Origin of the sequence: Roseicella frigidaeris (assembly GCF_003258945.1) — a bacterium.
GTDB lineage: Bacteria > Pseudomonadota > Alphaproteobacteria > Acetobacterales > Acetobacteraceae > Paracraurococcus > Paracraurococcus frigidaeris.
Window position 1 is genome coordinate 36,709 of record NZ_QLIX01000009.1, and the last position, 14,959, is coordinate 51,667.

The 14,959-nt window shown below is 73.2% G+C and carries 11 protein-coding genes; 3 read left to right on the forward strand and 8 right to left on the reverse strand.

Annotated features, from left to right (window positions below; translation table 11 throughout):
- Positions 1-16 precede the first annotated feature (16 nt).
- Entirely contained in the window at positions 17-1,771 is a 1,755-nt protein-coding gene (locus tag DOO78_RS13560; RefSeq protein WP_111470336.1) for an ABC transporter ATP-binding protein/permease, read from the forward strand.
- Positions 1,772-1,934: 163 nt separating this feature from the next.
- On the opposite strand, the gene DOO78_RS13565 is transcribed toward DOO78_RS13560, so the two are convergent.
- The 3 genes from DOO78_RS13565 to DOO78_RS13575 form a co-directional block, all read right to left on the reverse strand.
- Positions 1,935-2,612 carry a hypothetical protein gene (locus tag DOO78_RS13565; protein WP_128080053.1) on the reverse strand — a complete coding sequence of 226 codons (678 nt, stop codon included), beginning with the start codon at positions 2,610-2,612 and terminating at the stop codon, positions 1,935-1,937.
- A gap of 1 nt (position 2,613) precedes the next feature.
- The gene (locus DOO78_RS13570) at positions 2,614-3,204 is read right to left on the reverse strand and encodes a c-type cytochrome (RefSeq protein WP_207802896.1); all 591 of its coding nucleotides are present in this window, start codon (positions 3,202-3,204) and stop codon (positions 2,614-2,616) included.
- A 218-nt stretch (positions 3,205-3,422) separates the two neighbouring features.
- A complete protein-coding gene (locus tag DOO78_RS13575; protein ID WP_207802897.1) occupies positions 3,423-5,207 on the reverse strand; it encodes a PQQ-dependent dehydrogenase, methanol/ethanol family in 1,785 nt (594 codons plus the stop codon).
- Between the two features lie 445 nt (positions 5,208-5,652).
- Here DOO78_RS13575 and DOO78_RS13580 point away from each other — a divergent pair, with 445 nt between their 5' ends.
- Complete coding sequence (locus DOO78_RS13580; protein WP_243634536.1) at positions 5,653-6,642, forward strand: YihY/virulence factor BrkB family protein; 990 nt, start codon at positions 5,653-5,655, stop codon at positions 6,640-6,642.
- A 112-nt stretch (positions 6,643-6,754) separates the two neighbouring features.
- Here the strand turns inward: DOO78_RS13580 and recQ are convergent, their stop codons facing one another.
- The 3 genes from recQ to DOO78_RS13595 all read right to left on the reverse strand — a co-directional run bounded on the left by recQ (position 6,755) and on the right by DOO78_RS13595 (position 10,105).
- Positions 6,755-8,584 carry a DNA helicase RecQ gene (gene recQ, locus DOO78_RS13585; protein WP_111470339.1) on the reverse strand — a complete coding sequence of 610 codons (1,830 nt, stop codon included), beginning with the start codon at positions 8,582-8,584 and terminating at the stop codon, positions 6,755-6,757.
- Positions 8,585-8,650: 66 nt separating this feature from the next.
- Positions 8,651-9,049, reverse strand: a complete 399-nt coding sequence (locus DOO78_RS13590; protein ID WP_111470340.1) for an OmpA family protein — start codon at positions 9,047-9,049, stop codon at positions 8,651-8,653.
- A gap of 99 nt (positions 9,050-9,148) precedes the next feature.
- Entirely contained in the window at positions 9,149-10,105 is a 957-nt protein-coding gene (locus tag DOO78_RS13595) for a radical SAM protein (RefSeq protein ID WP_111470341.1), read from the reverse strand.
- Between the two features lie 314 nt (positions 10,106-10,419).
- Between DOO78_RS13595 and DOO78_RS13600 the strand changes: the two genes are divergently transcribed.
- Positions 10,420-13,644, forward strand: coding sequence for an adenylate/guanylate cyclase domain-containing protein (locus DOO78_RS13600; RefSeq protein ID WP_165838880.1), 3,225 nt, complete (start codon positions 10,420-10,422; stop codon positions 13,642-13,644).
- Positions 13,645-13,668: 24 nt separating this feature from the next.
- Here DOO78_RS13600 and DOO78_RS13605 read toward each other — a convergent pair whose 3' ends face one another.
- Both DOO78_RS13605 and DOO78_RS13610 read right to left on the reverse strand, forming a co-directional pair.
- A complete protein-coding gene (locus DOO78_RS13605; RefSeq protein WP_111470343.1) occupies positions 13,669-14,310 on the reverse strand; it encodes a methyltransferase in 642 nt (213 codons plus the stop codon).
- Positions 14,307-14,906: a hypothetical protein gene (locus DOO78_RS13610; protein WP_111470344.1), complete on the reverse strand. Its 600-nt coding sequence runs from the start codon at positions 14,904-14,906 to the stop codon at positions 14,307-14,309. The genes DOO78_RS13605 and DOO78_RS13610 overlap by 4 nt, the downstream gene beginning before the upstream one ends.
- Between the last annotated feature and the right edge of the window lie 53 nt (positions 14,907-14,959).

Consider the following 14,959-nt stretch of genomic DNA (forward strand, 5'->3'; position numbering starts at 1 on the left):
CCCACCGGAGACCTGCATGCGCCGCCTCGGCTCCTTCCTGCACGATGCCTGGCGGATCGCCGGCCCCTATTGGCGGAGCGAGGAACGCTGGCGGGCGCGGCTGCTGCTCGGCACCGTCATCCTGCTGAACCTGGCGCTGGTCGGCATGAGCGTGCTGCTCAGCTACTGGAACCGCGAGCTGTTCAACAGCCTGCAGGAGAACGATGCCGCGGCCTTCTGGGCGCTGCTCTTCTGGTGGCGGCAGACCGATAGCGGCCCGATGCCCGGCTTCGTCTTCGTCGCCGCGCTCTACATCCTGATCGCCATCTACCAGCTCTACCTGCGGCAGGCCCTGCAGATCCGCTGGCGCGGCTGGATGACGCGGCAGGTGCTCGATCGCTGGCTGGCCGAACGCGCCTATTACCGCATCGCCCTCACCGATCCCGGCACCGACAACCCGGACCAGCGCATCGCCGAGGATCTGCGGCTCTTCGTCGATGACAGCCTCGTCCTCGGCCTCGGGCTAATGCGATCGCTCGTCACCCTGTTCAGCTTCGTCCTGGTGCTCTGGGGCCTGTCCGGCCCGGCGACGGTCTTCGGCCTGCAGATCCCCGGCTACATGGTCTGGGTGGCGCTGATCTATTCCCTGATTGGTACCGGCCTCGCGCATTGGGTCGGGCGGGCGCTGATTCCGCTCAACTTCAACCAGCAGCGGGTCGAGGCGAATTTCCGCTATGCCCTGATGCGGCTGCGCGACAATGCCGAGGGCGTCGCCCTCTATGGCGGCGAGGCGGATGAGAAGCGCGGCCTGCTGCAGCGCTTCCAGGCGGTGATCGAGAATTGGTGGGGCATCATGGTCGCCACCAAGCGGCTGACCGCCTTCACCGCCGGCTTTTCCCAGGTGGCGTCGATCTTCCCATTGGTGGTCGCGGCGCCCGCCTTCTTCGCCGGCCGCATCCCGCTCGGCGCCCTGACCCAGACGGCGGACGCCTTCGGCTCGGTGCAGGGCGCCATGTCCTGGTTCGTCGACAACTACGCCGACCTGACCGAATGGCGCGCCACGGTGCAGCGCATCACCGGCTTCCTCGACGCCACCGAGGCGGCGCGCCGCGCGGTGGACGCCGGGGAAGGCGTGCGGGCCGAGGCGGCGCCGCGCCGCGACCTCGCCCTCGATGCCGTCACCCTCGCCCTGCCCGATGGCCGGGTGTTGCTGGAAGGCGCCTCGGCCGGGATCGCGCCGGGGGAATCGGTGCTGGTCACCGGCCCCTCCGGCGCCGGGAAATCCACCCTGTTCCGCGCCATCGCCGGCATCTGGCCCTTCGGCGCCGGCCGCGTGCGGGTGCCGGCGGGCGCCTCGGTGCTGTTCCTGCCGCAGCGGCCCTACCTGCCGCTCGGCACGCTGCGCCGCGCCGTCTGCTATCCGCGCGACGCGGCCGACATCCCGGATGCGGCGATCCGGGCCGCGCTCATCGATGCCGGGCTCGGCCATCTCGCCGCGAAGCTCGACCAGGAGGAGGCCTGGGACCGGCACCTCTCCGGCGGCGAGCAGCAGCGCCTGGCGCTCGCCCGGGCGCTGCTGCTGAAGCCCGACTGGCTGTTCCTCGACGAGGCGACGGCGAGCCTCGACCCGGCGGCCGAGGCGCGCTTCTACACCCTGCTGCGGGAGCGGCTGCCGGGCACCACGCTGGTCTCGATCGCGCATCGCCCGGCCGTCGCGCAGTATCACGGCCGGGCGCTGCGGCTGCAGGACGGGCGGTTGCAGGACGGGCGGTTGCAGGCGGGGCCGGCCTGATACCCGGCGCACGGGGCTCCGCCTTGCGGCCCGCAGGGCCGGGCGCCCGGATGGGCGCCGCCGCCAATGCGCCAAAGACACAAGCCAACCGGAGGGTTGCGCCCGGCGCCAAGGGGACTGCCCATGGGGGCCGTTGATGGGTCACCAGCAACGGCCGTTCGTATCAGCCGTTGCGGCGCAGGATGGTGACGATGCTGCCGCCGGAGAATTTGCGCAGCTCCTCGCCCTCGTGCCGGTAGAGCCAGCGTTCGAGGCGGTACTGCCGGTCCGCGGTCTGCTTGTCGCAATGCTCCTTGATGAAGATGCCGCCCACCGGCGCCTCCTCGTCGCCCGGCGGCAGGCTGCGGCAGGCCCAGCCCTCCTCGCCGTAACGGGCCTTCACCTGGTCGCCGAAGAGGAAGGCCTTACGGCGCTCGAACAGCTTCGCCGCCGGGTCGGTGCGCATGCGCAGCCCGTCGAGGCGGCCGTCATCGCCGATCAGCAGCGAGAGCAGCATCGGCTGGCCCGCCACCTTGGTGCCGGCGAAGCGCTCGCTCGACCGTGCCAGCGGCGTGGTCTCGTCGTAGCGGAAGCTGACCTCGTGCAGGCCGGTCTCGGGCTCCGCCGGGCAGGTCCGGTACTCGCTCCAGGCCGCCAGCCGCGTCTCCGGCCGCGCCGCGCAGGCGAGATCGACATAGCCGCTCGCCGGCAGCGCGGCGACCGGCATGCCGATGCGGAACTCGCGCAGGTCGGTCTCCTCCGCCCGGACCGGGGCGGCGAGGCCGAGGAGGAGGAAGCCGGTCAGGAGGAAGCCGGCCGGGAGGAAGCCGGTCGGGGCACCGGCACGGGGATGGAGGACCATCTCAGCGGCCGATCGGACGGCCGGCGGCATCGGTCGCGCCCGCCTCCGCCCCGGCGGGCCGGTAATGCTGGCACATGCGCGAGCTGTCGCCGAAGAAGGCCGTGCAATCGGCGTAGTTCGGCTCGGCCTTGCCGCGGATCTCGGCCAGGACGTAATCCACCACCGCCTCGATCTCGCGCGGCCGCAGGAAGCGCGGCCCGGCCATGGGCGCGGATTCGCCCAGCTCCTCGCGGCCGACGCCGTAGCACTCCTTCGCCGCATAGGCGTCGCGGTTGAAGTAGGGCATGCCGGTATTCGGCCGGCCGCAGCGCACCACCTCCATGATCTGCTCCTTGGTCAGCGCCGTGGCGCGCAGCGACAGCGCCGCGCCGCCATAGCCGCCGCCGCCATCGCCGTGCCACTTGTGGCAGCCGACGCAGTTGGCCTCCTTGTAGACCTTCATCCCGGCTTCGTTGGGCTTGATCATCGGGCCTTCCGAGCTGAGGCGCCCCTCGGCGGCGGCGAGCCGCGTGAGGCCGGCCGCGCCGGCGAGGCCGAGGCCGATCGCCGCGAGGGCGACCCAGCCGGTCCGGCGTTTGGATTTGCTGAACAATGCACAGGCTCCGCAGAATGGCTTGAAGGCGGAGCGCTTGGGGAGCGCCCCGCCGCCGTCATCTCCATCCGGGCGATCCGCGCCACGGGGACCCGGCCGGCCCCAGCCGGCGCCGGAGGCAGCCCAGCGGCCATGCCCTGCGGCGCGCCGCGCGGGACACGGCCGGGAGGCGCGCCCGGAGGCAGACCCGGCCCCGCCAGGGGCCGGGGCCGCCGGCGTCAGAGCGCGAAGACGTAGAGCGTCGAGCTCGGCGGCACCGCCTTCAGCTCCGGCGTCGCCTCGACGAACCACTTGTCCCAGGCGCCGCCGAGGCCGACCAGGATGGCGATGTACTGCTTGCCATCGGCCATGAAGGTCATCGGCGGGGCGTTCACGCCGCCGCCCGCCTCGAAGGACCAGACCTTCTCCAGCGTCTTGGCGTCGAGCGCGAAGATCTCGCCATCCGGCTGGCTGCCGAAGAGCAGGTCGCGCGTGGCGAGGAAGCCGCCGAGCTGCGGGAAATGCGTCTCCAGCTTGGCCGCGATCTTACCGGTGGTGACGTCGATGGCGGTGACGCTGCCGGTGATCCGCTCATGCTGGCTCGGCCCGCCGCCGGTGAAGAACTCACGCGGCTTGAAGGAGACGCCGGGCTTCATCTCCTCGTTGGTGATCGTGTTGCAGCTCTCGATCACCGGGATGTACCAGTAACGCAGCGACGGGTTGTAGGCGGTCGGCGGCCAGTTCTTGCCGCCCATGTTGCCCGGGCAGATGACGGCCTTGCCGTTCTTGCGGTTGGCGAGGGAGGCCGGCTGGTAGGGCTGGATCGACTTGTTGGGGTCGTACTCGTTCGGCTTGCCGCTCTCGGGATTGAGGCCGGAGGTCCAGTTCACCCGCTTCACGAAGGGCGTGCCCCAGACGAAATTGCCGTTCTCCCGGTCGAGCGCGTAGGCGAAGCCGTTGCGGTCGGCGGTCAGCGCCAGGCGGCGCGGCCCTGCGGCGCCGGCCGAGGGCAGGTCGATCAGCACCTTCTCCGAGACGCTGTCGTAGTCATAGGGATCGTTCGGCGTGTGCTGGAAATGCCACTTGATCTTGCCGGTATCGAGATCCATCGCCAGCGTGCTGTCGGTGTAGAGGTTGTCGCCGGGACGGTATTCGTGGTCCCAGTCCGGCCCGGGATTGCCGACGCCCCAGAACAGCGTGTTGGTCGCGGGCTCGTAGCTGCCGGTGACCCAGGTGGAGCCGCCGCCCGTCGCCGCGGCGTTGTGGCTGTCTTTCCAGGTCTCGGAGCCCGGCTCGCCCTTGGCCGGGATGGTGTAGGTGCGCCAGACCTCCTTCTGGGTCTTCAGGTCGGTCGCCGCGATCCAGCCGCGGATGCCGTATTCGGCGCCCGAGACGCCGGTGATGGCGAGGTCCTTCACCACCAGCGGCGCCGCGGTGATGACCTCGCCCTTCTCCGGATCGGCGACCTGGCGCTGCCAAGCCACCTCCCCCGTCTCCTTGTCGGTGGCGATCAGCCGGCCGTCGAGGGAGTGCGAGACGACGAGGTTGCCCCAGAGCGCCACGCCGCGGTTGTCGACGCCGCAGCAGGCGACCGCGCCGGCCCAGTCATGGTCGGTCTTCGGGTCCATCTTCCAGAGCAGCTTGCCGCGGCCGTTGCGGGCATCCACCTTGTAGACCGAGCCCCAGCCATCGGTGACGTAGAGGAAGCCGTTCTCGGCGATCGGCGTGCCCTCGAGGCCGCCATGGCTCCAGATGCCGCCGCCCTCGGTGCCGCCGAGGTGCAGGGTCCAGGCCACGCGCAGGGTCTTGACGGTGTCGCGGTTGATCTGGTCGAGCGGGGTGAAGCGCTGGCCGTCATAGCTGCGGTGATGGTTGAGCCAGTTGCCCGGCTCCTTCTCCACGTTCTGCAGCCGCTCCGGCGTCACCTGGTCGGCGGCGCGGGCGGGCTGGCCCAGCGATGCGGCTGCGAGCGCGCAGGTCAGCGCATAGGCGCTGACCCGGCCAAGATGGTGGATCCTGGACACTCTATTTCCTCTCCCGTCTTCCGGCGGCCCCGGACTTTTTTCCGTCTCGGTTCGTGCTGAGGCGAACCATGCTCGCGGAAGCGCGCGCCGGCCAAGGGCCTCAGAAGTCGCGCGAGATTTTGTGATCAGCACAGCCCAAGGGCAAGGCAACTTTAGGAATTTCGCCGAAAGATTGCGAAATCGACATGTTCGGCAACCGCCCTCCGGGCCGGGCGCGACCCCGGGTCGGGACACCTCCCTATCGCCCCGCGGGAGGATTGGCCATCGCCGACGGGAAGGCGGCCCCAAGGCCGGCCCCAGCCAGGCGCCCGAGCCCGGCAGTCTCGCCAATCCCGCGCCCGGCATGGGATGCTGGGCCGGGGAGGCTGGCGGAAACCGGGGGACCGCACCGCCCGTTCTGCCGCGGATGCAGGCAGGACCGTCGTCCCGCAGCAGGGAGAGGGGCATGCTGCAGAGGCTCTGGGACCTTATCCGCGGAACCGTCGAGGGCTACATCGCGGACGACGCGATGAGCCGCGGCGCCGCCATCGCCTACTACACCTTCTTCTCGCTCGCCCCGTTGCTGGTCATCGCCATCGCCATCGCCGGCCTGTTCTTCGGCTCGCAGGCGGTCGAGGGCGCGGTCGCGCAGCATCTCGAGGAGATGATGGGCGAGACCGGCGCGCAGGTGGTCGAGGGGCTGATCCGCAGCGCCGCGGACCGCCAGCAGGGGCAGATCGCGGCGGTGATCGGCATCGTCGTCCTGCTCGTCACGGCAAGCAGCGTCTTCAGCGAGGTGCAGGCGGCGCTCAACGTCATCTGGCGCGCCCCGCCGGTCGAGCGCGACACGCTGCTGCACCTCGTCCGCAACAAGCTCGTCAGCATCGCCCTGGTGCTCGGCACCGGCGTCCTGCTGCTCGGCTCGATCATCGCCACCGCGGTGCTGGCGGCGATCACCAGCTGGGCGACGGAGCTGGTGCCGGAGACCGGCGAGCTGATCGGGCTGGCCAATTTCGGCCTCTCCTTCCTGCTCACCGCCTGCGTCTTCGCCGGGGTCTACAAGGCGCTGCCCAACCGGCATATCGGCTGGCGCGACGTCGGCATCGGCTCGCTCGTCACCGCCTTCCTGTTCACCATCGGCAAGTGGATGATCGGCCTCTACATCGGCACCAGCGGCATCACCAGCACCTATGGCGCGGCGGGGGCGCTGATGGCGGTGCTGATCTGGATCTACTACTCGGCGCAGATCTTCCTGCTCGGCGCCGAGTTCACCAAGGTCTGGGCCGGCGTGCAGGGCAACGAGGAGGCGCGCGAGGCGCTCGCCGCCGGGCCGATCAATCCCTGCCGGCCACGGCGCCACGAGCGGCCGAAGGGCGAGCGGCCGAGCATGGCCCCGGCCGTCGGCGCCGCGGCGCTGACCACCGTGGCGCTGACCCTGCTGAAGCGCCGGCGCTAAACCATGATCCGCTCACACGGCTTCGCGGAGCACGGTCCAACGCCTGTCGGGTCGCCTGGGCCACGGCTCCGCCGATCCCCCCCGCAGGCGACCGTGCGCCAGGCGATGCGCCTCACCCCTGCGCCTTGACCAGGCGCAGCACCTCGTCGGCATAGCGTTCGAGCTTGCTGCGGCCGACGCCAGGCACCATCGCCAGGTCCTCGGCATCCTGCGGCCGCATCGTCGCGATCGAGGCCAGGGTCTCGTTGGAGAAGATCATGTAGGCCGGCAGCCCCTGCGCCTCCGCCTCGCGCTTGCGCCAGGCCCGCAGGGCATCGAAGAGCGGGTCCCCGGCCATGGCGGGCGGCGTGCCGCGGCCGGCCCGCTCGCGCGGCGCCGCCTCGCGCAGCGTCTCGGCCCGCAGCATCACCTGCTGCTCGCCCTTCAGGATCGGCCGCGCCGCCTCGGTCGGCACCAGCTCGCCATGGTTCTCGATGGCGACGTCGAGCGCGCCCATGGCGACGAGCTGCCGCGCCACCCCGCGCCAGGCCTGGTCCGAGAGGTCCTTGCCGATGCCGAAGGTCGGCAGCCGGTCATGCCCGAACTGCGCCACCTTGTCGGTGACGCGGCCGCGCAGCACGTCCACCAGATGCCCGACGCCGAAGCGGCGGCCGGTGCGCAGCACGGCGCTCAGCAGCTTCTGCGCAGGCACCGTGCCGTCGAACAGCCGCGGCGGGCTGCGGCAGACATCGCAGGCGCCGCAATGCTCCGGCCCGTCCTCGCCGAAGCAGCGCAGCAGGATGCGGCGGCGGCAGGTGGCGGCCTCGGCGATCGAGACCATGGCCTCCAGCCGCGCCCGCTCGATCCGCTTCTGCTCCTCCGGCGCCGGGCTCTCCAGGATCCGGTGGCGGGCGAGCGCGATGTCGCCGGCGCCGTAGAGCAGCAGGGCGCGGGCCGGCAGCCCGTCCCGCCCGGCGCGGCCGATCTCCTGGTACCAGCTCTCCGGCGAGCGCGGCAGGTCGAGATGCGCCACCCAGCGCACATCCGGCCGGTCGATCCCCATGCCGAAGGCGATGGTCGCGGCCATGATGACGGCATCGCCGCGGGCGAAGCGGCGATGCGCCTCGCGCTTGGCCGCCGGCTCCATCCCGGCATGGAAGCAGAGCGCGTCATGCCCGTCGGCCTGCAGCCAGGCCGTGGTCTGCTCGGTCCTGGCGCGGCTGCCGCAATAGACGATGCCCGCCCCGGTGCCGTCGGAGGCGGCCTTGATGAAGGCGCGGAGCTGGCCGCGCTCGCTCTCCCGCGGCGCGGCGGCGATCTGGATGTTCGGCCGGTCGAAGCCGCCGCGGAAGACCGGGCTGTCGCTCAGGCCGAGCTGGGCGCGGATGTCCTCGACGGTGCGCGGATCGGCGGTCGCGGTCAGCGCCAGCCGCGGCACCGCCGGGAAGCGCTCCGCCAGCAGGCCGAGGCCGCGGTATTCGGGGCGGAAGTGATGCCCCCACTGGCTGACGCAATGCGCCTCGTCGATGGCGAAGAGGGCGAGCGGCCGGCGGGCCAGGAAGTCCAGCGTGCCGTCCAGCAGCAGCCGCTCGGGCGAGACGTAGAGCAGCTTCAGCGCGCCCTGGGCCAGCTCGCGCCGAACCTCCCGCGCCTGCTCCTCGGGCAGGTCGGAATGCAGCGCCGCGGCGGCGATCCCCTGCTGCCGCAGCGCGGCGACCTGGTCCTCCATCAGCGCGATCAGCGGCGAGACGACGACGCCGAGGCCGGGCCGGCAGAGGGCGGGCACCTGGTAGCAGAGCGACTTGCCGCCGCCGGTCGGCATCAGGACGAGGCCGGAGCCGCCCGCCATCACATGGCGGATGATCTCCTCCTGGCGGCCGCGGAAACCGGGATGGCCGAAGACGCGATGGAGGACGGCTTCGGGCGTCTCGCCCGGGCTGTCCTGCCTCGGCTGATCAAGCATGCGGCGCCTATAGCACGCCGCCGCGGATTCCAAGCGGGGCGCGGCACCGCCGCGCCGCCCGGAGCCTCAGCCGCCGATCACGATCTCCACCCGCCGCGATTCGGTCGGGAAGCTGTCATAGGCCACCGCGCCGCGCGGCTCGAGGCGGATGCGGCCGCGATCGATGCCGGCCTCCACGAGCTGGTCGGCCACCTGCTGCGCCCGCAGCGCCGCCAGCGCCTTGTTGAAGGCGCCGCTGCCGCTGTCGGGCGCGGCGAAGCCACGGACGCGCACCGGCTGGTCCGGCCGCTGCTTCGCCGCCGCCGCCGCCTGGGCGATGACGTCGCGCGCCTGGTCGTCCAGCGCCGCGCTGTCGGCGTTGAAGAAGACCACCGGGACGGGCAGCGGCGCCGGGGCCGGCGCCGGCTGCTGGCAGGCGGCCAGGACCAGCAGGGGCAGGGCGGCGAGGGCGAGGCGGCGGCGCATGGCACGACTCCGGTTCGATGAGGAACAGGATTGCTCCCCGAAACCGCCCTGCCGTCAACCGCGACGGCAGCGGCCCCGGCCTGGCGGCGGCCCCGGCCCTCAGCGCGAGCAGGCGGCGCCGCCGAGGACGCAGAATTTCGCGCAATGCGGATGGTTCAGCGGCACCGGCCGCGCCGCCTCGGCCAGGGTCGCGCCCAACTCGAATTGCGGGTCGTAGGGCAGGAGGGTGCAGGCGAGGACCGCCGGCCGCGCCGCGCCGCGCCGCTTCACCACCATGCGGGAGGAGGCGCACATCAGGCTCTCCGGGCTCTTGCGCAGGATGCCCCAGCAGGCGGTGGTGATCTCCGGCACGTCGATGCCGGCATCCATCTCCGGGAAGAGCATCAGCGCCACCGGGTCGGCGGCATCGACCGGGATGCCGTGCGCGGCGAAGAGCCGGGCGAAGCCGGCCCGCATCGCCGCCTCGCCCTCGGCCCCGAAGCCGGCGCGGCCGGCGACATGCAGGTGGAAGCCCTGCCGCGCCAGCCAGCCCAGCCCCGCCAGCGCCTGGGCGAAGCTGCCCTCCTGGCGCTCCTGGTCATGCAGCGCGGCCGTGTGGTGGTCGAGGCTGACGCGCAGCGTCAGCCGGTCGCCATGCGCCGCGCGCAGCGCCAGCAGCGCGGCCGCGTGGTTGCGCATCGGCTTCATGGCGTTGGTCAGGACCAGCGCCCGGAGCCCGCGCGCCAGCACCGCCTCCAGCATCCGCGGCAGGTCGCGGTTGAGGAAGGGCTCGCCGCCGGTGAAGCCCACCTCCTCCACCGGCAGCGCCTCCCGGTCGATCTCGGCCAGATAGGCCTCGAGCTCCGCGGCGCCGAGATAGGCCAGGGCATCGTTGCGCGGGCTGCTCTCGATGTAGCAATGGCGGCAGGTGATGTTGCAGAGGGTGCCGGTGTTCACCCAGAGCGTCCGCAGCGCCGCCAGCCGCACCTGGGCCCGCTCCTCCCCCTTCGCGGTCAGGCGCGGGTCGCGGAATTTGGCCGGATCGAGCGGCGGCGCCGGCCTGGCGGTGACGGACATGCGGCGCAGGCTCCTCGGACCCTGTCTCGTGGCGGCGACGCCACCGGGCCGCGTGGATCCAGAGCAGCCCGTCCGGGCGGAAACACCCACCCCCTCCATGGCGGCGCCCGGGCCGCCTGGCAAGGCGGCTTGATGCAGCGCAAGGCGAGGCGCCCCGCCCGGCTCCATCCTGTGGCACGGCCCATGCAACCTCCTGGCCCGGGCTGTGCCGGCGACCGCCGGGACACAGCGCCCGGGGACTTGCCGCCGGCATGTTTCCTTTCGCCACGCCCGGGCGAACAGCAGTGGGACAGGGCGGCAGGCGGGGTGACGCGATGCGATGTGGGGCCTGCGGCGCGGCAAATCCCGAGGCCCGGCACCATTGCAGCCGCTGCGGCGCCCGGCTCGGGCCGGTCTGCCCGGCCTGCGCCCATGCCAACCCGCCCGACAGCCTCTTCTGCAGCCAGTGCGGGCTCGCCCTCAGCGCCGGCTTGCCGGCCCCCCCGCCCGGCCCGCCCCGCGGCAGCGGCGAGCTGAAGCAGGCGACGGTTCTCTTCGTCGACATCCCCAGCTCCGCCGAGCTGGTGGCGGCGCTCGCGGCCGAGCAGGCCATGGAACGGCTCGAGCAGATCATCGCGGTCCTCTGCCGCACGGTCGAGCGGCATGGCGGCACGGTGGCGACCACCCTCGAGGACGGGCTGATGGCCCTCTTCGGCGCCCCGCGCGCCCAGGAGGGGCATGCGGTGCTCGCCTGCCAGGCGGCGCTCGCGCTGCAGGCCGCCTTCCCGCCCGCGCCCGGGGCGCCGACGCTGCGGATCGGGCTGCATGTCGGCGAGATCGTCGCCGATGCGCCGGATGCCGATCCCGGCCGGGCGCGCCAGGCGCATGGGCTGACCATCCATGTGGCGAACCGGATCATGGCCCTCGCCCCGGCCGGCACGGTGCTGATCTCCGATGCGGTGGAGCGGCTGGTCCGCGGCCCCTGCCGGACGCAGCCCTTCGGCCGGCACGCGCTGCGCGGCGTGCCGGCGCCGATGGGGCTGCACAGCCTCCTCGGCCTGGCGGCGACGCTGCCGGGGCGGGATTTCCACGCCCCCGGCCGCACCTCCTTCCGCGGCCGCGCGGCGGAGATGCGGCTGCTGCGCGAGGCGCTCGCCGCCGCCGGCACCGGCGCCGCGCAGCTGGTCGCCATCGCCGGCGCCCCCGGGGTCGGCAAGAGCCGGCTCTGCTTCGAATTCGCCGCCTGGTGCCGCGCCCAGGGCGTGACCGTGCACGATGCTCGGGCGCTCTCCTATGGCCGGGAGACGCCGCTGAGCCCGGTGATCGGCATCCTCCGCCAGCTCCTCTTCGACCAGACGCGCGCCGAGGAGGACGCGACGCCGGAAGGGGTGGCGGCGCGGCTGGCGCGGCTGGAGGCCGGCTTCGCCGCCGATGCGGCGCTCGTCTGCGGCTTCCTCGGCATCCCCTGCCCGGAGGCGAGCCCGCGCCAGATCGAGCCGGCGCTGCGCCTGCAGCGGCTGCGCGAGATCCTCGCCGCCCTGCTGCGGCAGCGCGGGGACCAGGTCTCGCTCATCCTCATCGAGGATCTCCACTGGCTCGACGTCGCCAGCGAGGGGGTGGTGGCGGCGCTGGCCGAGGCCGCCGCGGGCAGCCGGACCATGCTGCTGCTGAACTACCGGCCGGAATTCCGCGCCGCCTGGCTGCGCGAGGCGCAGCCGCAGGCGATCACGCTGCAGGAGATGGGGCAGGAGGAGATCGGCGCCCTGGTCGGCGAGCTGCTGGGCCGCCGGCGCGAGCTGGCGCGGCTGCGCGACGAGCTGGTGGAGCGCAGCGGCGGCAACCCCTTCTTCGCCGAGGAGCTGGTGCGGTCCCTGGTCGAGGCCGGCACGCTGACCGGCCCGCCGGGCGCCCTCGCCCTCGCCCCCGGCACCCGGGTGGAGCAGCTCGCCCCGACCCTGCCGGCGACGCTGCAGGCGGTGATCGGCGCCCGCATCGACCGGCTGGCGGCGCCGGAGCGCTGGCTGCTGCAACTCTGCGCGGTGATCGGCAAGGATGTCGCCTTCGACGTGCTCGAGCGGGTCTCGCGCCTGCCGGTGCCGCAGATCGATGCCGGCCTCACCCAGCTCTGCGAGGCCGGGCTGCTGACGACGCAGCCGGGGCCGGAGGGCGTGACCTATGCCTTCCGCCACCCGATGATCCAGGAAGTCGCCTATGCCACGCAGCTCCGGGCCCGCCGCGCCCCGCTGCACGCCGCCGTCGCCGCCTTCCTCGAGGCCCAGGGCGCGGAGCAGGGCACCGGCCGGCTGGAGCAGTCCGCCGGCCTGCTCGCCTATCACCACGAGGCGGCGGGCCATGCGCGCGAGGCGGCGATCTACGGCGCGCGGGCGGCGCATTTCGCCGGCCGCTCCAGCCACGCCCAGGCGGTGCGGCACTGGCACCGGGTGCGCGAGCTGCTGCGCGCCCAGCCGCGGACGCCGGCCACCGACCCGCTCCGCATCATGGCCAGCGCGCAGGTCGCCTATCGCGGCTGGATGGACGGCATGACCGCCGAGGCGGCGCAGCCCTACATCCAGGAGGCGCTGGCCTGGGCGCGCGAGATCGACGACCGCATGGTGCCGCTGCTGCACTTCGTCGACGGCCGGATCGCCGGGGCGAGCGGCGGGCCGGCGGATGCCTATGTCGCCCGCGTGCGGCAGGCCATGGCGCTGCTGCAGCCCGGGCGCGACGCCGGCCGCGCCGCCACGCTCAACGCCTCGCTCTGCCAGGCCTATGGCTGGGCCGGGCTGCTGCGCGAGGCGCTGGCGGCGAGCGACGCGGCGCTCGCCGGGCTGGCGCATCTGGAGCCGGAGGACGAGCAATTCCTCGGCTTCAACATCGGCCACTGGGTCACCAGCCTGCGCGGGCGGGTGTTGCTGCGGCTCGGCCGGCTGGCCGAGGCGCGCGCCTGCCTCGCCGGGATGCTGGCCCTGGACGAGGCGCTGGTCGCGCCCACGGTGCGCTACATCGGCCATTTCGGCCTGAGCGAGATCGCCATCCTGGAGGGCGACCTGGCCGAGGCGGGGCGGCATGCCCTGCTGCTCTCCGGCATGGCGGCGCGGCACCGCATGCCCTACCTCCAGGCCTGGGCCTTCGACTGCGAGGCGAGCTACCGCGCCCGGATCGGCGAGGCGGCGGAGGCGGCGCGGCTCTACACCGAGGGGCTCGACCTGGTGCGCCGGGCGCATGTGGCGATGGAGATCGAGGCCGACATGCTGGCCGGGCTGGCGGAATGCCGGCGCGGCATGGGGGCGGCGTCGCAGGCGCTCTCCACCGCGCTGGCCGCCGAGCAGCTGGCGCGGCGGCGCAATGCGCGCCTCGCCGAGGGCCGGGCCTGCATCACCCAGGCCGCGGCCTGGCTCGACCAGCAGGGGGCCGAGGGGGCGCCGCGCGCGACGACGCTCCTCGACCGGGCCGAGGCCTTGATCGCGCAGACCGGCGCCATCAGCTTGCGCCGGCGCCTCGACCCGGTGGCGGAGCGCCTGGCCCGCATCGCGGAGGGGCGCGACGGCCCGGACGCGTGACGCCCTGCCGCGCGCCTTCCGGGATCAGTCGGCCGCGGGCTGGCGCCGCACCAGCAGGGTGAACTCGCCGAGCCCGTCCCCCTCGGCCAGTGTCGCCCTGGCGCCGAGGACCTGCTCACAATGGGCGATCCAGGGCTCCGGCCGGGTGCGGTAGAGGCCCTCCCGGCCCGTGCCCCCGTCCGTCGGCGCCAGGATGAAATTCACCGCGAAGCCCAGCCGGCTGGTCGCGTGCAGGCCGCCGAGCGTCTCGCGGATCCAGGCTTCCCAGAGCGGCACCGGATGGTCGAGCCGGACATGGAAGATGCCGCTCGCCAGGCCGTAATCCGCCACCCGGCCCGGCACGGCGCCGACCGCGAAGCCCCGGCCCGGCCAGCGCCGCCGCGCGCGGCGGATCATGGCGGCGGACAGGTCGGTGCCGCAGTAGTCGATGCGCGCGAGGTCGTGGCGCTCCGCCAGGAAGTCCAGCAGCGCGCCATAGCCGCAGCCGAGATCGTTGAGCGACACCCCTTCCCAGGACCCGACCACCTGCAGCAGCCGCGCGAAGCGGAGCTGCTGGGTCGGCAGGCAGCGCCAGTCGACGCCGAGCGGCGTCGCGCCGTGGCGGCGCAGGCGGTCGCCGTAGTAGCGCCCGACCGTCGCCCGGACCGCGGCAAGCGCCGGCGTCACTTGTCCTTCTTTTTCTTCTTCGTCGCCTTCCTGGCCTCGCCGCCCCGCTTCGGCGCCGGGGGCGGCGTGTCTGGGGCCGCGGATGGCGGCGCGCCGCCACCGCCCGAGCGCCCGCCGCGCGGCCGCATCGGCAGCGAGATGGTGAGGTAGTCGCCCGCCATGTAGTGCAGCGGCCGCTGCGGCGCCGCGATCAGCACGCTCCACCGGGCCGCGTCGCGGCCCTCGGCGAGATGGCTGGTGAAATGCACCGGCAGCGGGCTGGCGGCGGCGAGGTTCGCCAGGAGGGCGCGGACGATGGCGGTGTCGCCATCGGTCTCCGGCTCGGAGGAGCGCATGGTCCTCAGCGTCTCGAGATAGGCGTACCAGCGCGCCTTGGCCCGTGGGTTGTAGAAGCCGCCGGTGCTGAGCAGCGCGACGCTGCGGGCGAAGCTGCGGCCCTCGCGGAAGATCTCGAACTCCTTCTGCAGCGCGGCCAGCTCCGCGATGCCGGTGAACCACTCCTTCTCCTCGTCCTGCATCGAGGGCCCGAAGCGGAGGTTGAGCATGTTCAGGAAGGTGTCGACGAAGATGTCGTCGGATTTCATGAAGCCGCCCATGCGCATCCCCCTGGGGCCGAAGCCGATTGATGGCGACGAAGCGCGCGTCCGGC